21 protein-coding genes and 1 tRNA gene are annotated in these 20,422 nt (G+C 63.2%); 13 read left to right on the plus strand and 9 right to left on the minus strand.

All coding sequences use genetic code 11. From position 1 onward, the window contains the following. Window positions 1-290 precede the first annotated feature (290 nt). A complete protein-coding gene (locus K414_RS0117875; protein WP_027497192.1) occupies window positions 291-959 on the plus strand; it encodes a response regulator transcription factor in 669 nt (222 codons plus the stop codon). A 7-nt stretch (window positions 960-966) separates the two neighbouring features. On the opposite strand, the gene K414_RS0117880 is transcribed toward K414_RS0117875, so the two are convergent. Next, window positions 967-1,335: a response regulator gene (locus K414_RS0117880; RefSeq protein WP_230591966.1), complete on the minus strand. Its 369-nt coding sequence runs from the start codon at window positions 1,333-1,335 to the stop codon at window positions 967-969. A 75-nt stretch (window positions 1,336-1,410) separates the two neighbouring features. Here K414_RS0117880 and K414_RS0117885 point away from each other — a divergent pair, with 75 nt between their 5' ends. The 8 genes from K414_RS0117885 (at window position 1,411) to K414_RS0117925 (ending at window position 10,485) form a co-directional block, all read left to right on the plus strand. Next, on the plus strand, window positions 1,411-3,231 hold the full coding sequence (locus tag K414_RS0117885; protein ID WP_037219369.1) for an ATP-binding protein: 1,821 nt from the start codon (window positions 1,411-1,413) through the stop codon (window positions 3,229-3,231). A gap of 117 nt (window positions 3,232-3,348) precedes the next feature. After that, complete coding sequence (locus K414_RS0117890; RefSeq protein ID WP_027497195.1) at window positions 3,349-4,170, plus strand: alpha/beta hydrolase; 822 nt, start codon at window positions 3,349-3,351, stop codon at window positions 4,168-4,170. 40 nt (window positions 4,171-4,210) lie between these two features. Further along, on the plus strand, window positions 4,211-5,044 hold the full coding sequence (locus tag K414_RS0117895; RefSeq protein WP_027497196.1) for an NmrA family NAD(P)-binding protein: 834 nt from the start codon (window positions 4,211-4,213) through the stop codon (window positions 5,042-5,044). After that, window positions 5,005-6,660 carry an MFS transporter gene (locus tag K414_RS0117900; RefSeq protein ID WP_027497197.1) on the plus strand — a complete coding sequence of 552 codons (1,656 nt, stop codon included), beginning with the start codon at window positions 5,005-5,007 and terminating at the stop codon, window positions 6,658-6,660. The genes K414_RS0117895 and K414_RS0117900 overlap by 40 nt, the downstream gene beginning before the upstream one ends. A 20-nt stretch (window positions 6,661-6,680) precedes the next feature. After that, the gene (locus tag K414_RS28275) at window positions 6,681-7,040 is read left to right on the plus strand and encodes a VOC family protein (RefSeq protein ID WP_161631810.1); all 360 of its coding nucleotides are present in this window, start codon (window positions 6,681-6,683) and stop codon (window positions 7,038-7,040) included. A 47-nt stretch (window positions 7,041-7,087) separates the two neighbouring features. Continuing rightward, entirely contained in the window at window positions 7,088-7,906 is an 819-nt protein-coding gene (locus K414_RS0117915) for a DNA-formamidopyrimidine glycosylase family protein (RefSeq protein WP_027497198.1), read from the plus strand. Between the two features lie 153 nt (window positions 7,907-8,059). Further along, window positions 8,060-9,913 carry a DEAD/DEAH box helicase gene (locus K414_RS27310; RefSeq protein WP_051365153.1) on the plus strand — a complete coding sequence of 618 codons (1,854 nt, stop codon included), beginning with the start codon at window positions 8,060-8,062 and terminating at the stop codon, window positions 9,911-9,913. A gap of 197 nt (window positions 9,914-10,110) precedes the next feature. Continuing rightward, complete coding sequence (locus K414_RS0117925; RefSeq protein ID WP_143544808.1) at window positions 10,111-10,485, plus strand: hypothetical protein; 375 nt, start codon at window positions 10,111-10,113, stop codon at window positions 10,483-10,485. Between the two features lie 16 nt (window positions 10,486-10,501). Here K414_RS0117925 and K414_RS0117930 read toward each other — a convergent pair whose 3' ends face one another. Next, a complete protein-coding gene (locus K414_RS0117930) occupies window positions 10,502-10,966 on the minus strand; it encodes an SRPBCC family protein (RefSeq protein WP_027497200.1) in 465 nt (154 codons plus the stop codon). A 131-nt stretch (window positions 10,967-11,097) separates the two neighbouring features. On the opposite strand from K414_RS0117930, the gene K414_RS0117935 reads away from it, so the two are divergent. After that, entirely contained in the window at window positions 11,098-11,328 is a 231-nt protein-coding gene (locus K414_RS0117935; RefSeq protein WP_141214527.1) for a hypothetical protein, read from the plus strand. 284 nt (window positions 11,329-11,612) lie between these two features. On the opposite strand, the gene K414_RS0117940 is transcribed toward K414_RS0117935, so the two are convergent. Next, window positions 11,613-12,029: a hypothetical protein gene (locus K414_RS0117940; protein WP_027497202.1), complete on the minus strand. Its 417-nt coding sequence runs from the start codon at window positions 12,027-12,029 to the stop codon at window positions 11,613-11,615. Between the two features lie 700 nt (window positions 12,030-12,729). Here K414_RS0117940 and K414_RS0117945 point away from each other — a divergent pair. From K414_RS0117945 to K414_RS0117955, 3 genes are all read left to right on the plus strand, one after another. After that, on the plus strand, window positions 12,730-13,614 hold the full coding sequence (locus K414_RS0117945; RefSeq protein WP_027497203.1) for a PD40 domain-containing protein: 885 nt from the start codon (window positions 12,730-12,732) through the stop codon (window positions 13,612-13,614). 330 nt (window positions 13,615-13,944) lie between these two features. After that, window positions 13,945-14,346 (plus strand): ester cyclase, encoded by a 402-nt coding sequence (locus K414_RS27315; RefSeq protein WP_032387525.1) that lies wholly within the window; start codon window positions 13,945-13,947, stop codon window positions 14,344-14,346. Window positions 14,347-14,597: 251 nt separating this feature from the next. Continuing rightward, entirely contained in the window at window positions 14,598-14,996 is a 399-nt protein-coding gene (locus tag K414_RS0117955) for a hypothetical protein (RefSeq protein WP_152530447.1), read from the plus strand. Window positions 14,997-15,240: 244 nt separating this feature from the next. On the opposite strand, the gene K414_RS0117965 is transcribed toward K414_RS0117955, so the two are convergent. The 6 genes from K414_RS0117965 to K414_RS28625 all read right to left on the minus strand — a co-directional run bounded on the left by K414_RS0117965 (window position 15,241) and on the right by K414_RS28625 (window position 20,418). Beyond that, window positions 15,241-15,810, minus strand: a complete 570-nt coding sequence (locus K414_RS0117965; RefSeq protein ID WP_027497205.1) for a hypothetical protein — start codon at window positions 15,808-15,810, stop codon at window positions 15,241-15,243. Between the two features lie 29 nt (window positions 15,811-15,839). Then, window positions 15,840-16,511, minus strand: coding sequence for a hypothetical protein (locus K414_RS0117970; RefSeq protein WP_027497206.1), 672 nt, complete (start codon window positions 16,509-16,511; stop codon window positions 15,840-15,842). 438 nt (window positions 16,512-16,949) lie between these two features. Continuing rightward, a tRNA-Pro gene (locus tag K414_RS0117975) sits at window positions 16,950-17,023 on the minus strand. An 85-nt stretch (window positions 17,024-17,108) separates the two neighbouring features. Then, window positions 17,109-18,557 carry a ribosome biogenesis GTPase Der gene (gene der / locus K414_RS0117980; RefSeq protein ID WP_027497207.1) on the minus strand — a complete coding sequence of 483 codons (1,449 nt, stop codon included), beginning with the start codon at window positions 18,555-18,557 and terminating at the stop codon, window positions 17,109-17,111. Then, on the minus strand, window positions 18,554-19,237 hold the full coding sequence (gene cmk / locus K414_RS0117985; RefSeq protein ID WP_037219373.1) for a (d)CMP kinase: 684 nt from the start codon (window positions 19,235-19,237) through the stop codon (window positions 18,554-18,556). The genes der and cmk overlap by 4 nt, the downstream gene beginning before the upstream one ends. Then, on the minus strand, window positions 19,237-20,418 hold the full coding sequence (locus K414_RS28625) for a pseudouridine synthase (protein WP_080729250.1): 1,182 nt from the start codon (window positions 20,416-20,418) through the stop codon (window positions 19,237-19,239). The genes cmk and K414_RS28625 overlap by 1 nt, the downstream gene beginning before the upstream one ends. Between the last annotated feature and the right edge of the window lie 4 nt (window positions 20,419-20,422).

Below are 20,422 nucleotides of genomic sequence, written 5' to 3' on the forward strand. Positions count from 1 at the left end.
GGAAGGGACGGAATGGCGATGTCGAGGTCATCGGATGAACCCCGTCAGGCTCGCGCCGCCCAGCCCGGGGATGCGTCGTCGTCCTTCCTGCAGTTGTTTTTCGAGGCAACCCGTGAGAACGACCTCTTCCCCGGGCCGAGTCCGAACCGTGGAATCCACGACGACCGATCGAGCGACTGAAAAATCCAGCAACCGAGTCGACAATCGAAGCGCGCAATAGAGTCGAATGACTGATGACAGCTCACGACGCCGCAGCCGATACTTCGAACCCGACGGGTTCGAGGAGCGTGATGTCCCAGATACGAGTAGTCATCGCCGATGACGACGTGTTGCTGCGAGAAGGCCTGGCCAGTCTGCTCACCCAGGCGGGCCTCGATGTCGTGGGCCGGGCCGGTGACGCCGAGGAGGTACTGGCGTTGCTCGAGAAAGATCCACCGGACCTGGCGATCATCGACATCAGGATGCCGCCGACCTACACCGCCGAGGGGCTCGACGCGGCCGTGAAGATCCGCGACCGTTTCCCCGACGTCTCGCTGCTGCTCCTGCCTGCTCACGTCGAGGTCGATCACGCACTCGAATTGCTCGACAGCGCGAACAACACCGCCAAGGGTATGGGTTACCTGCTCAAGAGCCGCGTGACCGACATCGCCGACTTCGTCTCGACGATAGATCGGATCGCGGCAGGATCGTCGGTCATCGATCCTGCTCTTGTCTACGAACTGGTTGCGGCCAAGCGCCGAGGTGATCCCCTCGGCGCGTTGAGTTCTCGCGAACGGGACGTCTTGACCTTGATGGCCGAAGGGCTCTCCAACGCGGGCATAGGCAGACGCTTGTGGATCACCGAAGGAACCGTCGAGAAGCACGTCCGAAGCATCCTGACCAAGTTGGACCTGTCTGAGACGGCCGACGATCACCGTCGCGTGCGAGCGGTGATCCTGTATCTGGACACCGTCGGGTGACCCGCCGTCAGGTGCCCAGCAGGGCTTCGATCGCGCTCGCCGACAGCTCGAATTTCGACAGGAAACCCAGGGCAGAACTGTTGTTCACCAGATCTGCGAAGTCCTCCTCGTCGTGTGTCGACACGAGAATGACGGCAGGCGGAGGCGTCAGATCCTGGGCGTCGATCGCTTCGACCACGTCGAATCCACTGTCGGCACCCAAGTCGATATCGACCAGCACGAGATCGGGGTGGGTGGACAGCACTGCATCGATCGCCGAGGTGAGTGAGGTCGCGGTGCCGACCACCGACATCCCTGCCGATTCCAACAGTCGGCGTGCAGCGACACAGAAAGCGTCGCTGTCGTCGACGATCAGGCACTGCAGGCGGGAGGGCATCACTCTGTCGAGAGTGTCAGAGACGGCTCGGGTCGGCATTACCGCTAGCGGTAATTCGAGCAGTCGGATGTGCCGATGACGTCGGACACCGCCCTCCGCGACCGGCTCGTCACTGTGATACTCCGGCCGAGTGCGCCGCCGGTCGCCTGCGGAATCGCAGCGGCCGCAGCCGCCATCGCCGTCGAGATACTCGTTGTGCTGACGCTCAAACGGGTGTCACCCGAGAATGCTTTCGGTGCGATATTCCTGTTCGGAGTGCTGATCGTGTCTGCGGGGTGGGGCTTTCGTCTGTCGATCGCGACATCGGTGGCCAGTGCCGGCGCGTACGCCTACATCCATGTACTCGAAAGCAGTGAGAGCCTCGTCCCTGCACTGATCGTGTTTCTGGCACTGGCGCTTCTGACCAACGTGCTGGTTGGCCAATCACGTTTGCGCGCAACCGAATCCGATCAACGTCGACGAGAAGCAGATATGTTGGCGGCGTTCGCCAAGACCATCTTGCGCTCGGACCACACCCCGACGATGCTCGACGTTGCCAGCACCCGCCTGGCTGCGGTCCTCGACCTACCCTTCGCGGTGTTGCAGCAAGGGAATGCCGACGCGTCCGTGGGGCAGGAGAAAATCCTGCTTCGGGACGGGGACGTCGTCACCGCGTCGCTGCTGGTTCCCGCCGATCTCGATAGCGTCGATGCCCGCCGTATCCGCCGTGTCGTGCCTTCGTTGGAGGCTCTTCTTGCCGCCGCCCGCGACCGTCAGGACATGCACCTCCGCACCGTCGCGCTGGCACGCCAGCAAGCGTCACTTCGGAAGGTCGCAACATTGGTGGCGCTGCGGGCCGATCCGGATGACGTGTACCTCGCAGTCGCACACGAACTCACCGTCGGGTTGGACAACGAACATGTTTCGGTGATCCGCTACGGCGACGGGTATTACACGATTCTGGCGATCCGCGACGACTCCGCCGGTGAGCGCGTGCAAGCCGGTGATCGACTGCCGATCGGTGGGCAGAACGTGGCCACGATCGTCGCCGACACCGGCCGCGCCGCTGCCGTCGACTTCACCGAAGCGACCGGCGGTATCGCTGAGCGACTGGAGGGCAGGGGTATTCGCTGGGTCGAAGGTGTACCGATCACTGTCGACGGCAATACCTGGGGTGCCGTCATCATCGGCACGACAGCTACGCAGTATGCGGCCGGCGGTGAGACCCGAGATCGACTGGCCGACTTCGCCGACCTCGTTGCCACTGCGGTCTACAACCACGACACACGAGTTCAGCTGACGCGGTCCCGGTCCCGCGTGGTCGCCGCCGCCGACCAAGCCCGCCGAGGTATCGAGCGTGACCTGCACGACGGTGCCCAACAGCGAATCGTCTCTCTCGGAATGGAATTGCGCGGCGCCCAAGCCGCTGCCCCGGAGAATCTGACCGAGCTCCGCGCGATGTTGGACCGCAGCGTCGAGACGCTGTCGCAGGTGCACACCGACCTCCGCGAACTCAGTCGCGGCATCCATCCCGCAATCCTCTCGCGCGGAGGACTCGCACCGGCCCTCAAGACGTTGGCCAGACGCAGTCCGATTCCCGTTGCCCTCACCGCCGACATTTCCTCCCGGATGGACGAATCGGTGGAAGTGGCGGCGTACTACGTGGTCGCCGAGGCGCTGACGAACACAGCCAAATATGCCGAGGCCACCGAAGTCGACATCACCGCGCACCTGACGGAGGACAGCTTGGAACTGACCGTGACCGACAACGGCCGCGGAGGTGCCGATCCGAGCACAGGGTCGGGTTTGATCGGACTACAGGATCGGGTGGCCGCAGTCGGCGGCGAACTGACCATCGTCAGTCCACCCGGGGGTGGCACGACACTGTCGGTCCACATCGGTCTGTCTACCGGCTAGCAGGTAGCGGCGCCACCGGAATCTCCTCCCCCGCGTTGGATGGCAGCGGCGACGCTTTCGACCCGGGAACGGACGAATGTTGTCGGTACCCAATCGAACCGAACCAGGGAGCAGGCCATGCCGTACATCACCACCACCGACGGAACCGAGATCTACTACACCGAGCAGGGCACCGGAAAGCCAGTTCTGCTCAGTCACGGCTGGCCACTGTCCTCGGATGCCTGGCAGCTCGAACTGAAGCTTCTCGCAGACGCCGGCTACCGCGCCATCGCACACGATCGCCGCGGCCACGGCCGGTCCTCGCAGACTGCCGTCGGCCACGACATGGACACCTACGCCAAGGATCTGGCCGAACTGGTCGAGGCCCTCGACTTGCAGGAACTCACCCTCATCGGACACTCGACCGGTGGCGGCGAGGTCGTGCGGTACGCCGCGCAGCACGGTGGCAGCCGCGTCACTCGGGTGATCACTGCCGGTGCCGTTCCCCCGGTCATGCTGAAGTCCGAGGCCAACCCCGAGGGCACGCCGATCGAAGCACTCGACGACATCCGCAACGGCGTTCTCTACGATCGATCGCAGTTCTACAAGGACTTGTCCGAGCCGTTCTTCGGTGCCAACCGTGAGGGCTCCGCCATCTCCCAGGGCGCCAAGGACGACTTCTGGCGACAGGGGATGCTGGTCAATCTGACTGCTGCATACGACTGCGTGAAGGCGTTCTCCGAGACCGACTTCACCGAGGATCTCAAAGCGCTGACCGTCCCGATCTTCATCGCCCACGGTGACGACGACCAGATCGTGCCGATCGCCGCGGCGGCACTGAAAACCGCAGAACTCGTCCAGCACGGCACCCTCAAGGTCTACCCCGGTGCACCGCACGGAATCTACGGCGATTACCAGAAGGCCTTGGACGCAGACATTCTCGCCTTCATCGCCCAGTAGCAGCCCCGCTCTCGCCCTCCGGAACAAAGGTGACAACACGATGATCAGACCGTACGCAGTCGTCGGAGCAACCGGAGGGCAGGGCGGCGCGGTGGTGGATGCCCTGCTGGCGCAGGGGCTACCGGTGCGCGCAGTGGTGCGGCGTCATTCGGCCCGCGCGGATCGGCTACGTGAGCGAGGTGCCGAGATCGTCGTCGCGGACATCACCGATCGGGAATCGTCCGCGGCTGCATTGAGAGACAGTGCCGGTGCGTTCGTGATGACGACGCCGTTCGAGGACGGTCCCGCGGCCGAATTGGCTCAGGGCGCAGCCCTCGTCGATGCGGCGATCGCCGCGGAGGTTCCGCACGTGGTGTTCTCCTCGGTTGCGAGCGCTGACCGCCGCACCGGCATACCGCATTTCGAGACGAAGGCCGAAACCGAGGCACTGCTGCGTCGAGCTGGGCTGTCGTACACGATCGTCGGCCCCACCTACTTTTACGACAACCTTCTCGGCGGACTCGACGACGTCAGGGCCGGCCGCCTCGATCTGCCCTTGCCGCTCCACACGCCACTGCAGCAGCTGTCGCGGCGGGATCTGGGGCGGTTCGTCACCCTCGTGTTGACCGAACCCGCGCACTTTCACGAGATGCGAATCGATCTCGCTTCGGACGATCCGAGCTTGGAGGCCATGGCGAACACTCTCGGCGACGTTCTCGGAACCTCGGTGCAGCCTTATTCGAGCCGGGCACGGGACATAGGTTCCGAGGACATGAGAGCGATGTTCCAATTCTTGACCGACGTCGGGTACGACGCAGACATCGACGGCTTGCGCACCCGTTATCCCGAGGTCGAATGGCAGACATTCGCGCAATGGTCGGCGGGACTGGCGTGAGCACCACCGCCACCACGCCGGCAGCACCGTCCGCGTGGTCGCCGCTCCGAAATACCGTCTACCGCAGCCTCTTCGTCGCACAGCTGGTCTCGAACATCGGCGGCTGGATGCAGACCGTCGGTGCGCAGTGGTTCCTCGTCGAACGTGAGGCGTCGACCACCATCATCGCCGCCGTGCAGACAGCAAGTCTGTTACCCACCCTGTTGCTGGCTCTGCTGGCAGGCGCGCTCGCCGACGCGCTCGATCGCCGCGTTCTGCTCATCGCGGTCGGTGCCGGTTCGATGCTGACCGGAATTGTGTTGACCGCACTGGCATGGACCGACACCTTGTCTCCGTGGGGATTGCTCGCCTGCACATTCGTATTGGGTTGCTGGACATCACTGTCCGCTCCCGCCTGGCAGGCGATTCAGCCCGAGCTGGTGAGCCGTGAAGAAATCCCGGCCGCCTCGGCGCTGGGCAGCGTGACCGTCAACGGGGCGCGGGCCGTCGGACCGGCGCTTGCCGGTGTACTGGTGGCATTGGCCGGGCCGACCTTCGTGTTCGCCATCAACGCCGCCTCCTTTCTAGCAACGTTGAGCGTGCTGATTGCATGGAAGCGCCCGAAACATCCACAAACGGATCGAGAAGGCCTTGCCGAGTCGATCCTGTCCGGGGTCCGCTACATCCGATCCGGCCCGATCGTTCGACGAATCATTCTGCGCTCGGCGCTGTTCGCCTTCCCCGCATCTGCATTGTGGGCGCTACTGCCATCGGCTTCGTCGTCGGTACTGAAACTGGGCTCGGTGGGATACGGCGTGTTGTTGGGCGTACTCGGGGTCGGAGCCGTGATCGGCGTTGCCGCGACGCCGATGCTCCGAAAACATTGCGGCGCAAACACCTTGCTCGTCGGCTCTGCTGTCGGGTACGGCGTGGGAATGGCCGCGCTGGCGTGGCTTCCGCTGTGGGCGGTGGTCCCGGCGCTGCTGTTGTCCGGCATCGCCTGGATCACGACGTTGACCGCACTGAATGCGTCTATCCAGCTTTCGCTCGCCACCTGGGTTCGAGCGCGCGGGATGTCGGTCTACCTCCTGGTCTTCATGGGTTCTCAGGCCATCGGCTCGCTCGTGTGGGGATGGTTGGCGTCGAAGACCGGCATCGTCGACGCACTCGCGGTCGCGGTAGCCGCCTTGGCATTGGTCGCTGCGAGTGTCGCAGTCCTCCCCCTGCGACCCGAAACCGGCGTGCTCGACCGTGCGGTGTCCATGGCGTGGCCGACCCCGACCGTGATGTTCGAGCCCGATCCGGACGACGGGCCGGTACGGATCACCGTTACGTACCGAGTCGTCGACGACGCTCTCGAACAGTTTCTGACGTCGATGGCTCCGGTCGGGATCGCGCGGAAGCGAACGGGGGCGTACGCCTGGAACCTGTACCGGAGTCTGGACGTCGAGGACACCGTGGTCGAGCAGTTCACTGTGCCGTCGTGGAGCCAGTACCGACGTCAGCGAGAAGAACGGTGGACCGGCTCCGACCACGACGTGGTGCAGAAAGCGCTGGCCCACACCGTCGACGGTGCTACGCACACCGAAACCCATGACATCGCACTGTCGGTGCGAACGAACCCGAACGGACAATGATGGACAACACACTCTTGGGCGTGGGGAATGTCTTCTACTTCGCAGACGACCTCGCCGCCGCCGTCGACTGGTACCGAACGCTCCTGGGCACCGACCCCGTCGACGTACACGAGCAACTCGCCGCGTTCGACGTCTCAGGAACCCGGCTCACCGTCCACGTCACCGATTCGTACAACCGCCCCGCGGGGACCGCAGGGTCGGTCTCGTACTGGAACGTCGACGACGTGGACGCAGTGGTCGCCGGCTGCGTCGATCGCGGAGGCGTCGTGCATCGAGGGCCGAAATCGGTGTTCACCGGTGAACGTCTGTGCCAGGTTCTCGATCCGTTCGGCAACCTGATCGGCTTCAGACAGTTCGCCACCGGTAGGAAGCGCGCCTGACGACACAGGCTCGCGCATAGAGCCGGCGAATTGGGTACACCCGCTTCATGCCCGAACTACCCGAAGTCGAAAACGCTCGACAGGTCGTCGAGAAAGCCCTCGGACGCGTCATCGTCGACATCGATGACACCGACTCGTTCGAGTGCCGCCCACACATGCCGGGCGATATCGCTCACGCCCTGAAGGGCGGCAAGCTCACCGAGGCATGTCGACGTGGCAAGGCGATGTGGTGCGAAACCGTCACCGCCGACGGGTCCAGCGGTCCGACGCTGGGAATCCATCTCGGAATGGGCGGCCGCGTCATTGTCACCGCTCCTGACGGCGATCGCACGTCGCAGTACGGAGGCGGCGATCCGCACGTGGGCGAGCGCGACACCGACAAGCCCGAGTGGACACGCTTTGCCATGACGTTCGAAGACGGGGGTCAGCTCCGGCTCTTCGACAAGCGCCGGCTCGGCCGAGTGCGCCTCGAACCCGATATCGATGCGTTGGGGCCCGATGCTGCGGAGATCACGCGCGACGACTTCCGGCACCGAATCGGTTCCAGCGGAGCACCTCTGAAAGCACGTTTGCTGGACCAAGCAGCAATCGCAGGCGTCGGCAATCTGTTGGCCGACGAGGTGCTGTGGCAGAGCGAGCAATCCCCGTCCAGACGGGCAAAGACCCTCACCACCGAGGAACTCGACGAGCTCCGCGTTGTTCTGCGTCGCGCCATCAGGTCAGCGATCAAGAAGGGTGGCGTGCACACCGGTGAGATCATCCCGTTCCGCAAGGCGGACGCGGCGTGCCCACGATGCGGTGCTCCGATGACTCGCGGAACGGTGGGCGGCCGCACCACGTGGTGGTGTTCGCGCGAGCAATCCTGATCGGTTCCGCGCCGCTGCGTGCTGCTCGATAGCGCTGTAGGACAGCATTTTTCGGAATTGTCAAACGCTGTTGAATGCGGCGAAATCCCGTTCGGGCACGTACCGTGTGGGCAGCTTCGGGTCGACCGAAGCGCTCACTCGGCTGGAGGTTGCATGTTCTCGACGACCGACACGGGCCTCGCTCCGCAGGTCACCTACCTGCCCCGTCGACACTGTTTCGCTGTCTGGCAACGTGATTCCACAAGGACGGCTACCACAGCGACGACGCCGATCGAACTGACACTTCCCAATACGGGTGGCTCCGTGGCAGTACGGACCGTCGAAGCGCAGCTCGTCGAGCCGCATCGCGTCGAACTCGAAGCGGCACTGGCACCATCGGCAGGCCTCCCGGAAAGCGCGTCGGCCCGGGGGTGGCTGGCGGTTCTGGACCACCTGGAACACCGGCCCCACTACGCCGAGATTCCTGCATCGCTGCTGGAGTCACTCCCCCCGGCGGCGTACGCGGTGCCCAACACGGGCGGGTCCAGCGTGTCGACCGCGCACGGTGCCGTCGATGCCCTACGCACCAGCCTGCACATGCAGGGCAGTCTTGGCGACAGTGCGTCCACTTTCACCCCGCGGCCGTATCAGGTGCACGGTGCGTCCTGGATTCCGACCGTCGGAGAAGCCGGGGGTGGAGGAATTCTCGCCGACGAGATGGGGTTGGGCAAGACTCTGCAGGCCATTTCCCACATGATTGTGGGAGCCTCGCGCGGTGAAGGCAATTTTCTGGTGGTGTGCCCGACATCCCTGATCAGCAATTGGCGACGTGAGATCGAGAAGTTCTCCGCCGGCGACCTGACGGTCAATGTCTACCGGGGACCGAACCGCTCGCTCGGTGGATGTGGCGAGGTCGGCTGCGTGACCGTGACCGGATATCCGACATTGCGCTCCGACACCGACCGTCTGGCCGAGATCAGTTGGAACACGGTCTTCTTCGACGAAGCGCACGTCATGAAGAACTCGCGCACGCAGGTTTCCCGTGCCGCGCGACGACTGAGCTCGACAACTCGCATCGCACTGACCGGCACCCCGGTCGAGAACCGCATGGACGAACTGTGGGCCCTGATCGACCTCACCAACCCGGGTCTGCTCGGGACCAGAGCACGCTTCACTCGGCGATTTTCCGCACCCATCGAGAACGCAGGTTCGGCGGCTGCGCTTGCGCACTTGTCCCATTCCATAGCTCCGGTCGTCCTCCGACGGACGAAAGACGAAGTGGCGACCGACCTTCCACCCAAACAGCAGATAGACGTACTGTGCCCGATCACGAACGAGCAAGCGATGCTGTACAACTCGACGGTCGAGGCTGCATTCGACACCGGTTTCGGTTCTACACAACGCCGAGGGACTGCGGTGCTCGCTTTGCTGACCTCTCTGAAACTGATCTGCAACCACCCGGGTCTCGTGAACGGCAACATGTCTTCGTCGCCCGACCGTTCCGGGAAACTCGACAGGCTCACCGACATCATCGAGGAGCTCGCCGAATCGTCGCAGACAGCATTGGTTTTCACCCAGTACCGCAAGACCGGTGAGCTTCTCGCCGGCCATCTCGCGCGTGTCACTGGAGCCGCCATACCGTTCTTCCACGGCGGACTCGACGTGGACCAGCGCGAGAGAATGGTGGACGAGTTTCAGGGCGGTAGCTGTCCCGTGATGGTGCTGAGCCTGAAAGCGGCCGGCTATGGGTTGAACCTCACCCGGGCCAGCACCGTCATCCATTACGACCGGTGGTGGAATCCGGCGGTGGAATCGCAGGCAACCGACCGGGTACATCGAATCGGACAGACCTCGCCTGTGACAGTCATGGCGCTCACCACCGAAGGAACATTGGAGGAGTACATTGCGTCGCTGCACGCCCGGAAGAAAGCAATTGCAGGGTTGACCGAGGGGAACAACGAGGCAGCGCTTGCCGCACTGGATGATTCGACACTCAGACAGACGTTGTCGCTGTCGGTGGCACGGTGATGGCATCCACTCCCCAGCCCCCGCCGTTCGGTGCGACTCCATGGGGCAAGGAATGGTTGCGTCGAGTCGAGCCAATTACCGCTACCCGACCCAATCCCATGCTTCCTCGAGCGCGGAGCCTGGCTCGTAGCGAGTCGGCCATCGTGGATACCAACACGATCGGTTCTCTTCGCTGCATGGTCTCGGCAGGAAAGAAAATGGAGACCGCGACATTCACGGTGCCGCGCTATTCGGCGGCTCACAAAAGGGCGGCTCTGCGCATCGTCGCCAGTCATCCGACTCACGGCAGAGGGAGCGGGGATCTGCCCGACGCGCTTCACGCGGAGCTGGTATCGGGGGGTCTGGCACCGGTTCCCATGGACGTCGACACGGCATGCACCTGTTCCAGCAGAACTGATCCTTGCGTTCACGTCACCGCAGCAACGTACGCGATCAGTCTGATCGTGGACCAGTCACCCACGACGGCGTTGGCTATACGTGGCCTGGACCTCGCCGAAGCCGCTGCGTCGACGGACTTTCCAGCTCGATGGATGCACATCGAGAGCGTCGACGCAGCGGCGTTCTACGGCTGAACGTATGCCCGAAAGATCAGGACGTTGCCTCGACAGCGAGGCGTGCAAGTGTGTCGTTCAGCTGATCCTCGGTGACCAGGGGAAACCCGATCTGCTGGAGAAGCTTCTTGTCCGTGACCTTCGACCAGTCGTAGGTGTGCCGCACCAATGTCTCGTTGGGTCCCTGAGACTCCAGTTCCCACAACCATTCCCATCCGGGAGGCTCGTTGCCGGCCGGCGCGGTCTTCCATGCCAGTAGCTTGTCTTTGGCGTACCCGGTGACGACATTGTCGGTTTGGTATTCCCCACCCATGTGATCGCCCTGCATGTTCATCGTGAACTTCTCGCCGACCTTCTGAATTCGGTCTGCGTGGTCCACGCCGCGTACGAATCCCGAGCCGTCGAGTGCCTGATGCCGCTCGGGGTTGGACAGGACGTCGAAAATTGCGTCGACGGGCGCTTCGATGGTGCGTTCCACTGTCAGCTTTGCGTTCTCTGTCATATCTGCACGATGCCCAATACGCCGGATCCTCAATCATGGATACAGCCGAAAATAGGTGGACCGCGAAGGCTGCCTGGTGAGATGCTCGGCCGACACCGGGATTGCGGCACCCAGCGCAGCGGGACGGAGGCATGACGAGAATGTCCACCGATCTTGCTCCTTCCACTGCCACCTGGGTTCTCGAACACCTCGAACCCGGCGAACGTGTGACGGCCGTGGACTCGATGACCGGAGGCATCACGGCCGAGGTGCGTCGGCTCACTGTGGCAGATGATCAGCACGCCGTTCGCGTGCTCGTGTTGAAGAGCTACACAGCCGTGTCCGTCTCGGCTAACTGTCGTTGCCGAAGAACCACCAAGTGAGGACAATCGCTACGACTGCGGCAACAGTAAAAAGGACGGCGTTGAGCCAATGTGGGTTGCCAGTATCGAGATCTGCCAGTGCCATGAGTACTCGCCCATCCGTCCGCCCTAGTGGACAAAACCGACTTCTGCAGTCGAGCCTATACACAATGGAACGGATAAGCCCTCATCGTTCGACATCTATCCGATTAGTCAATCGCGCGCCATCTTGGTCATTGGAATCGAGCAGATTTCGGGAATCCTTATTCCAAGGCTGGGCCGACTCGCCGTACCAATGCGTGGGTCTACTTTTCGGCCAGACCTGTTGCCGTCGCCAAGTATTCGCGTGAGTCTCGAAGCGTCTGCGCTACACCGCGTCCTGCGATCGCGTGATACCGACTGATTTGGTCGTCATCGAGAGCATCGAGAACAGTGCTGGAATCTGCGTGCATCCAACCACCGTCTTGGACCAGTTCATGGGCGCGTTTGCCGTGCAGGGCAGAAATTCCCTCGACTCTGATCCCCTGGGGATCGGTCGACGCCGCAAGGTAGTAGGCCTTCTTGCCGGGGTAACCGGCCTTGACCTTCTCACGCAACCGGAAGACGGCGGCGACTGCGTCGTCGATGGCCGACGCCTGCTCCTCGGACTCGGAGGCCGAAACTCGCGCGATCTCCGCATCCAGCGCAGCGAGCAAAGTGGCGAGGTACTCGAGATCACTCATAGGCCCATGATGCCCTAGTGCAGTGTGCTCTCGAACCAACACCTGACGGAAAGAAATCGACGATGCCCCCGTCTCGGGGTCCGCGACGCGACGTACTGACACGCCGACCGTCTACAACTCCGTGACAGCGCCGGGGTTTGTCCCTCGCAGTTCGGGGGTCAACAGGGTCCTGTCGGAAGTCCCAATACCCGACGATAGGGTCATGAGCCGCCGACGACGCGGAGCTGTCCGGACGGTTCGTTGCACCACCTGCAGCTCCCGTCGATGTAGTCGTGGCCGTCTTCACGTTCGCACTCATCCACCGCGCATCCGCTGCCGCATGACAGCATCTGTCCACATCTGCACCGCTCGCCGTCGCACCCCGGGTGGTGAAGCGTTCGCGGCGGGGCACCGCAGTCGTGGCATTTGCTCCTGCCGTTGGGTATTCGACTGGGCCGCCACGTGCAACCCACTGAATCGAGCATTTCCAGATCACACGCCATGCAGATCGCCATGCCGTGCAGAGTCGCACAGAGCACCGACAGAAAATCTTCGGTCGAACTCCATGACGCAACACCCCTGTCCGCGGGCACCGCCGTGGATAGGCACAGCCCTGAGAATCGACAAACGAGGCAAGTCGAACGACAGTTTCACGACCTCGACAAGAGGCCACGCCGCGTAGAAGGGTTCTGCACGTTGGCAGTTCTGAGATGATTTCCCGATGCACCAGATCCGGCTGATCTCCGCACTCGTCGCGCTGACACTGCTCGCCACAGGATGCGCCGACGAGCCCGCACCCGAGCCGACACCGGTGGTCGTGGCATTCGACGACGGATGGGGCCAACTGTTCGCCATGAACCTCGACGGTTCCGGCTTGCGTCAGGTCACCCCGACCGTGGGCGAAGACAGCCGCGACCCGAACTATGGGAACGGCGCTGCCCTCTCCCCCGATGGCGAGCATCTCGCGTACGCCCGAGGCCGATTCATCGAGATCCTCGACCTCGAGTCGGGTGAATCGAAATCGGTATTCGAAGGTGGCTACCAACCGGCTTTCTCACCCGACGGATCCAAGATCGCGTTCACCGCGAACGGCGGCATCAACATCATGAACGTCGACGGGTCCGACGCACACGTCATCGCGCAAGAAGAGTCGGCGTTCGGAGCGACATTCTCGCCCGACAGCTCACGGGTTGTCTACGGCACCGGCGGCTACCTGAACGAAGTACCTGCCGACGGCGGTGAATCGACAGTGCTTCTGCGCGACCAGTTCTGGAACTCCGACCCGGCCTTTTCGCCTGACGGGTCGACGCTCGTCTTCTCCAGTAACCGAGGCGGCAACAACGGCTCGGAGATCTACACAATGCCCTCCGCCGGAGGGGAGATCACGCCTCTCACCGATACCTACTCGGCACATCCGAAGTTCACGCCCGACGGCTCGCGCATCCTCTACGACCGAGCGGTCACACAGACGGGTGAACTGGTGACCGATGTCGCTACCGGCTCTCAGGCCGAGATTGCGTCGATGAACCCCGACGGGTCCGACCAGAAGCGGCTGACTCCACGCTCTCTGAGCGGTCAGATGCCGACCGTAGGCGGGGGACGTTGACCCGCCAGCTATTTGGCATATTCGGGGTTCGCTCCGCCTCGCCCCGCGTTCAATCTGCAAGATCGACTACGCTCAAGGGCCGAGAACCGGGTCAGTCCATGCACCGAGTTTTCCGCTACTGGCTATGTAGACCGCCGCAGGCGACAATTGCTCGTGAGCACAGTCCGGTCAAGACGTAACCGATACAGGCATGGGGTGTCCGCCGTAACGGTGACTCGAACGGGCTCGTTGACAACAGCCATTAGGCAGTGACGACGGTGAAATGCTGTTCGTGCAGCTGATCCGCTGTCGTCCTGGCCAGGACTACGCGGGGCCTTTACCGTGGATGGTATGGCGATTTTCGCAGACGATCCGCGCGGTACCTACGCTCGTTACATCACCGCCTGCAACGAACGGCGTTTCGGCGACCTCGACGAATTCATCACCACCGATGTCGAAGGTGTCCGCAGCGGCATCGACGGCTACCGCGACGGCCTTCGAGACATCACAGTCGCGTTCCCCGACTTCAGCTGGTGCATGGAGGACTTGGTCGTCGAGGGCCGGTTGATGGCGGCTCGCCTGACGGATACCGGCACCCACCACGGTGAGTTCGATGGGATCGCGGCGACCGGCCGGTATGTGCAGATCCAAGAACTAGCGATGTACCGGCTCGATGACGACGGCAAGATCGCGCGCTGCTGGGGAGATCTCGAGGCTTCATTGCGCTGTGAACTGCTGGGCCGCGGAGAATAGCTGGCTGCGATCAGCGAAGAGACATACGAGGAGTTAGCGAGCGCGGTTGAGCGGCAGTAGCGCAAGTCGTCAGATCTACGCTTTTGCAGCGTCACGTCCGGCGTCAACGGGTCCACATGTAAACGTGAGCGGTCAGACAGCGGCTTCGAGACCGAAGCGCATTTCCGCCGTGTTCTAGTGGAACAGTGGACTGGGTCGAGAAAGAACTAAGGGTCGCTGGTCTTACCGGTACCTGCACAGCGGTGGGTGTCATGCTCCCCTGGGCCCTCAAAGGGACCTTGCTCCGGTTGGCGCTGCTGGTGTTTCCTGCGTTCTGCGGTGCCGTCGCCGGACTGTTGGTCGGTGTGATCGCAGTCGGTGGTGGACGCTTCGCCTTGTGGTCGAACCGGATGTGGGCCGCACGATCTCGCCACACCTGGCGACACCGATTCGCCGCGTGCACCGCAGCAGCGGTCACGCTGGCGACCTCTCTCGCATTGTGCTGGCTGGTCGTCGCTGGCAGTGAAATCCTCACTGACACAGATGTATTCCCGTCCTGGTGGATCTCACTGGCAGCGATAACGGCGGCGAGTTACCTATTTGCGTACCTTTTCGCGCCCACGACCGATCGACCACACCGCCCGAACAGTGGACCGCCTCGGGACGTCTAGGTTCACGTACCCCGGCCCGTCCTCTCAACGTGGGAATGTCTGCGTTGGGGTCATTCGACTCATCGCTGGGATAAGGGGCCGTGATCGCGATAGTCGCCGTTCGGGTGTACGTCACCGCGATCACCCATCACACGGAGGCGATGATGCCCAGACAGCGACAGCCGCCATGGGGTTACCAGTAGAGCTCTGAATATGCTGCGCCGCATCAGTTTTCGTGGCTCACGAGGCGGGATCTACCAATAGGTTATCGCAGCAAAGTCGGGTGCGGTCCTCGGAGCCGTCGCCGATCTTCGTCTTCGACGTCCGTGGCCCATATCTCTAACAGATATGTTTCTACCGCGGCGGGTTCGTTGTCCTCGCGATTGACCTCCATCGTCAGCTTTCGATTGCGCTCGTAGGCGCGCACTCGATAGAACCCAGGGCCTTTCGCTGTGACGGACGACGGGAACACGCCCGAGCCGTCGGCGGAAAAGGGGTAGTACTCGCCCGACGCAGGCATCGTATACCCGCTGAGGGCGCGGAATCCGATTTCCTCGACGGCGTCCCAGATGCCTGGTGCGAGCGCGGAAGGTTCGTCGTCGAGCACGCGAATCGTAAGGTCGACTTGGCCACGTATCGCGCCGGTCGTGACGGTCACGACCCCTGGCGCAGCGGTCAGTAGGTCGAAACCTTCAGGCGGGTCCGGGGGCGGGAGATAGTCGTCGACATCTTCTGCCCCCACTTCCACGTCGGGATACGCTGCATCGGACGCGGGGTCGTCTACCAGGCAGATCGACCTGTACACGGCAGTGACCGTTCCGCGCATTTCGAGCATCTGTCAGTTCCGTCCTCGTCAGGAGCTTGCTATCGAGTGTCTGGTCTTTCGAGCTGTAGAAGGTGTTCGAGGTCGATCGACACGCTCGCGGCGGTATTCAGTCCGAGTTCCTCGTACGCGATGGAAAACGTGATCGGTCCGAATTCAGGGAGGGGACTCAGAAAGTACGTTGCACCGGTCTCTGTCGGACGGCTGTAGCTTCCTCCCCCGTACAGCCATGGGGTCGTTGCGTCGTCGTCCTCGGGGGCATCCCAGGCGAAGCTCTTCTTGTTGGACACCACCTTGCCTGTGGGAAGCACGAGGCCTAGGTATATCCGGTGTTTCGCGGTAGGACGCACGCGATGCGTCAGATTGAGACGGTCACCCAACAACCCACCGCCCTCGTGTAAGGATGTCGAAGAGAGGTCGAACTGAAGACCCGTTCGGAAGATGCGGAGCCGATCGACCCTCATCTGGACCCCGCCAAGAAGTACGTCATCGAGCGAGAACGGGTACCGCTCAGAGGGTTCGACCAGTAGGCCCTCGTCTTCGAGGGGTGGCTTCCGTCGGGGATGAACCTCCCGCCGGTTGGCCTTCCGCTCGCGGATCGCTTCCTTGCGAGCGATGTGTGCGCGCACCTCGGGTGGATTTTCACCCACGCTGCTCCAAGGGACGCGCCGGACTCCGGGCTCGTCCGGATCGATGCCTTCTACCCACTCCATACCCGCCTCCACCGTCGGCCCGATTGGCGTGCAGCCGCAAACCAAGTATCGCAGGCGAGCTCCGCCAGCCTTGGAAGTACGAGATCTTCGAACTGCTTCTGGCGGTGCAAGCGGGTGAGCTATACGGCCAGTCTTGAAATGCAGGGTCACCGGCAATGGCTTGAACGCGCTGGTGGACAACACCCAGGTTCCGACTTAGCCCGGATCCCTATGGACACCGTAGCTATTTGACAGTGAACTAACCGAGTCAAGTGGCTTCGTCCACTCAGGTCCATTCGCTCAACACTGGCAGATTTGGGACGCCATTGAACGCAGCTGGAAATTGTTTCAGCACCATATGCGTACCTGCACGAAACGAGCAGTGACATCCTCGCGGCACGCACACAAAAAAGACGGCTTCGGATTTCTCCGAAACCGCCTCTGAACTGCATCTACGTGTCGGGCTGACAGGATTTGAACCTGCGACCACTTGACCCCCAGTCAAGTGCGCTACCAAGCTGCGCCACAGCCCGCCGCACCTCGAAAGGCGCTTGCTGAGATTACCCCAGCCCTACCCCTGAGAGGAAATCGCCTGCTCAGGGGCGGGGTCGGACTAGGTCAGCGGTTGTTGCCCTTGCCCGGCCGTTCTCGCTTCTCGCGGATACGTACCGAGACGCGGACGGGGCTGCCGTCGAAGTTGAACTCCTCACGCAGACGCCGCTCGATGAATCGGCGGTAGCCGGCCTCGAGGAAGCCGGTGGTGAAGAGCACGAACGTCGGCGGGCGTGTGCTGGCCTGCGTCGCGAACATGATGCGAGGCAGGCGTCCGCCACGCATCGGCGGCGGGGTGGCTGCCACGACCTCTTTGAGCCACGTGTTGAGGCGTCCGGTGGGGACACGCTTGTCCCACGACTCCAGAGCCGTCTCGAGAGCAGGCACTAGCTTCTGCACGGCGCGGCCGGTGTGCGCCGAGATGTTCACCCGCTGGGCCCACGGGACGCGCGCGAGATCGCGGTCGATTTCCTTCTCGAGCTGCTGACGACGATCGTCGTCCACCAGATCCCACTTGTTGAACGCCAACACCAATGCACGGCCGGCATCGGAGACCATGCTCAGCACGCGCAGATCCTGCTCCGAGATCACCTGTGAGGCATCGAGGAGCAGAATTGCGACCTCGGCTGCTTCGATCGCGGACTTCGTGCGCAACGACGCATAGAACTCGGCACCGCTGGCATGGCTGACGCGCTTGCGTAGTCCGGCGGTATCGACGAATCGCCATGTCTTGCCGCCCAATTCGACCAACGAGTCGACCGGGTCGACGGTGGTGCCTGCAACATCGTGCACCACCGAACGCTCGTCACCCGAGAGCTTGTTGATCAGCGACGACTTGCCGACATTCGGCTTACCGACCAGAGCGACACGCCTCGGTCCCCCACCGGGGATACCTTCGCGCGGAGTCTCCGGCAGAGCCTCGAGAACACGGTCGAGCAGATCACCGGTACCGCGGCCGTGGGTGGCCGAGACCGACAGCGGCTCCCCCAGACCCAGAGACCACAGTGCGGCGACCTCGGACTCGGTGCGACCGTCGTCGACCTTGTTGGCTACCAACAGAACCGGAGTCTTCGACCGGCGCAGCACTCGTGCCACTGCCTCGTCCGTCGTCGTCGAACCAACGCGGGCATCGACGACCAACAGGATCGCGTCGGCGGTGTTCATCGCCAACTCGGCCTGGCGCGCAACGGACTGTTGCAGTCCCTTGGCGTCGGGCTCCCAACCGCCGGTGTCCTGCACCAGGAAGCGTCGACCACTCCAGTTCGCCTCGTACGACACACGATCGCGAGTGACGCCCGGGACGTCCTCGACCACTGCTTCGCGGCGGCCGATGATGCGGTTGACGAGCGTCGACTTGCCGACGTTCGGTCGGCCCACCACGGCGAGAGTCGGTACGGCAACGGCATCTTCACCGTCTTCACCCTCGTTGAGGTCGACGTACTCCCACTCGCCCTCGTCGCTCCACGTTCCGTCGCCCGCGGTTTCCGCTGCGCCGGAGAAGAATTCTTCACTCACTGGACTGCTCCACTTCTGTCGTTCACCACGAGCAGCAAACGCTCGATCACGCCGTCGAGATCCAGCTCGCTGGTATCGACGATCACCGAATCCTCAGCGGGACGAAGCGGTGACACTGCCCTCGTCGAATCTGCATGATCGCGGCGTTGTACATCCGCGAGCACGGATTCGTAGTCGTCGCCGCGACCTTGTTCGATGTTCTGTTTGTTGCGTCGTTCCGCACGCGCCTCCGGTGACGCCGTCAGGAACACCTTCACGTCGGCGTCGGGAAGCACGACGGTGCCGATGTCGCGACCCTCCACCACAATTCGCGTCGACGAGCTGGCGAGGTCGCGCTGCATCTGCACCAAGAGCTCACGCACCGCAGGCACCGCGGACACAGCCGAGACGGCTTTGGTCACTGCGTCGCCGCGGATTTCGCCGCTGACGTCCTCTCCGTCGAGCAAGACGGTCTCCGACAGTGGATCCTTCCCGATCTCGAGGGGAAGGGCTGCAACAACTTTCGCGACTGCGTTTGCATCGGTGGGCTCGACGCCCGAACGCAGCACCCATACCGTTGCGACGCGGTACATCGCACCGGTGTCGAGGTAGCTTGCTTCGAGTGCCGATGCGAGCCGACGCGATACCGACGACTTACCGGTGCCCGAAGGCCCGTCCATCGCCACGACGAGCGCACTCATCACAGGCCTACGGATTCGTAGAGCTTGCCGATCTCGCCGCGGCCGAGAACACGCAGTGTTCCGGGACGCTGATCGCCGAGCACGATGTTGCCGACGTCGGTACGCACGAGGCGTCCCACCGGGAATCCGACCTTGTCGAACAACCGACGCACGATGTGCTTGCGGCCCTCGTGCAGCGTCACCTTGACGAGCGACTTGCCGTCCGAGATATCGAGCAGCTGGAAGCCGTCGACCTTCACCGGGCCGTCGTCGAGGGTGACGCCTTCGCGCAGCTGCTTGCCGAGCGTGCGGGGAATGGTGCCGAACAGCGTCGCGAGATAGGTCTTGGACACCTCGTACGACGGGTGCATCAGCCGGTGAGCAAGGTCACCGTCGTTGGTGAACAACAACAGTCCCTCGGTGTCGGCATCGAGCCGACCGACGTGGAACAGACGCTGGCCCGCCTGCACGCGCTCGGCGACGATGTCGCCGACGCACGGACGACCCAGATCGTCCGACATGGTGCACTGCCATCCGCGCGGCTTGTTCATCGCGAGATGAACCAGTTCTTCCTTCACGACGACACGAGTGCCGTCGACGCGAACGACGGCGATGTTCGGATCGATGCGGATGCCCTGCTCGGTGACGATGCGTCCGTCCACCTCGACGCGACCGTCGGCGATCAGCTCTTCCGCGGCCCGACGCGACGCGACACCGGCCTGCGCGAGCACCTTTTGCAACCGAACACCCTCACCGGCAGGCACGTGCTTGCGCGGGGACGAATCGGTGTACTGATGCTTCGCCGGCTTGGCGTTGCTGATGGTGGTTGCCGGAGCCTGCTTCTTCTGCGGCTTCGGCGGCTTGGGGCGCGACGGCTTCTTGCGGGGTACCGCGTCGTTGCTGCGATCGTTGATGCCCGTCTCGACGGGCTTGTTCTCGAACGATTCCCCCTGCTCGACGCCTCTGCGCGGGGCCGGTCGGCCACCGGTGCGGGGAGCGCCTGCGCGGGGTCCCCCGGTGCGAGGGGCACCGGTTCGGGGTGCACCGGCACGGGGAGCGCCGTCCCGGGGTGCGGCGTCGCGGGTGCGATCTCCGCGGCGTGCGTCACGCGGGGTGTCCGACCGACCTGCGGTGGGCTTCCTGCGTGGGTCTTGTCTCTTGTTACGGTCCGGTGTGCCATCACGGCGAGCGGGCTTGTTCACTTGT

This window comes from Rhodococcus sp. JG-3 (assembly GCF_000482405.1).
Classification (GTDB): Bacteria; Actinomycetota; Actinomycetes; order Mycobacteriales; family Mycobacteriaceae; genus Rhodococcoides; species Rhodococcoides fascians.

What these genes read in the sequence shown, in the direction of transcription:
- K414_RS0117915 (WP_027497198.1), top strand. Translation starts at nt 7,088, where the DNA reads ATGCCCGAACTACCCGAAGTCGAAAACGCTCGACAGGTCGTCGAGAAA.
- K414_RS0117900 (WP_027497197.1), top strand. Translation starts at nt 5,005, where the DNA reads ATGGCAGACATTCGCGCAATGGTCGGCGGGACTGGCGTGAGCACCACC.
- K414_RS0117955 (WP_152530447.1), top strand. Translation starts at nt 14,598, where the DNA reads ATGCTCCCCTGGGCCCTCAAAGGGACCTTGCTCCGGTTGGCGCTGCTG.
- K414_RS27310 (WP_051365153.1), top strand. Translation starts at nt 8,060, where the DNA reads ATGTTCTCGACGACCGACACGGGCCTCGCTCCGCAGGTCACCTACCTG.
- K414_RS0117925 (WP_143544808.1), top strand. Translation starts at nt 10,111, where the DNA reads ATGGAGACCGCGACATTCACGGTGCCGCGCTATTCGGCGGCTCACAAA.
- K414_RS0117895 (WP_027497196.1), top strand. Translation starts at nt 4,211, where the DNA reads ATGATCAGACCGTACGCAGTCGTCGGAGCAACCGGAGGGCAGGGCGGC.
- K414_RS0117945 (WP_027497203.1), top strand. Translation starts at nt 12,730, where the DNA reads ATGCACCAGATCCGGCTGATCTCCGCACTCGTCGCGCTGACACTGCTC.
- K414_RS0117890 (WP_027497195.1), top strand. Translation starts at nt 3,349, where the DNA reads ATGCCGTACATCACCACCACCGACGGAACCGAGATCTACTACACCGAG.
- K414_RS0117935 (WP_141214527.1), top strand. Translation starts at nt 11,098, where the DNA reads ATGACGAGAATGTCCACCGATCTTGCTCCTTCCACTGCCACCTGGGTT.
- cmk (WP_037219373.1), bottom strand. Translation starts at nt 19,237, where the DNA reads ATGAGTGCGCTCGTCGTGGCGATGGACGGGCCTTCGGGCACCGGTAAG.
- K414_RS0117880 (WP_230591966.1), bottom strand. Translation starts at nt 1,335, where the DNA reads ATGCCCTCCCGCCTGCAGTGCCTGATCGTCGACGACAGCGACGCTTTC.
- K414_RS0117965 (WP_027497205.1), bottom strand. Translation starts at nt 15,810, where the DNA reads ATGCTCGAAATGCGCGGAACGGTCACTGCCGTGTACAGGTCGATCTGC.
- K414_RS27315 (WP_032387525.1), top strand. Translation starts at nt 13,945, where the DNA reads ATGGCGATTTTCGCAGACGATCCGCGCGGTACCTACGCTCGTTACATC.
- K414_RS0117875 (WP_027497192.1), top strand. Translation starts at nt 291, where the DNA reads ATGTCCCAGATACGAGTAGTCATCGCCGATGACGACGTGTTGCTGCGA.
- K414_RS0117930 (WP_027497200.1), bottom strand. Translation starts at nt 10,966, where the DNA reads ATGACAGAGAACGCAAAGCTGACAGTGGAACGCACCATCGAAGCGCCC.
- K414_RS0117970 (WP_027497206.1), bottom strand. Translation starts at nt 16,511, where the DNA reads ATGGAGTGGGTAGAAGGCATCGATCCGGACGAGCCCGGAGTCCGGCGC.
- K414_RS0117940 (WP_027497202.1), bottom strand. Translation starts at nt 12,029, where the DNA reads ATGAGTGATCTCGAGTACCTCGCCACTTTGCTCGCTGCGCTGGATGCG.
- K414_RS0117885 (WP_037219369.1), top strand. Translation starts at nt 1,411, where the DNA reads ATGACGTCGGACACCGCCCTCCGCGACCGGCTCGTCACTGTGATACTC.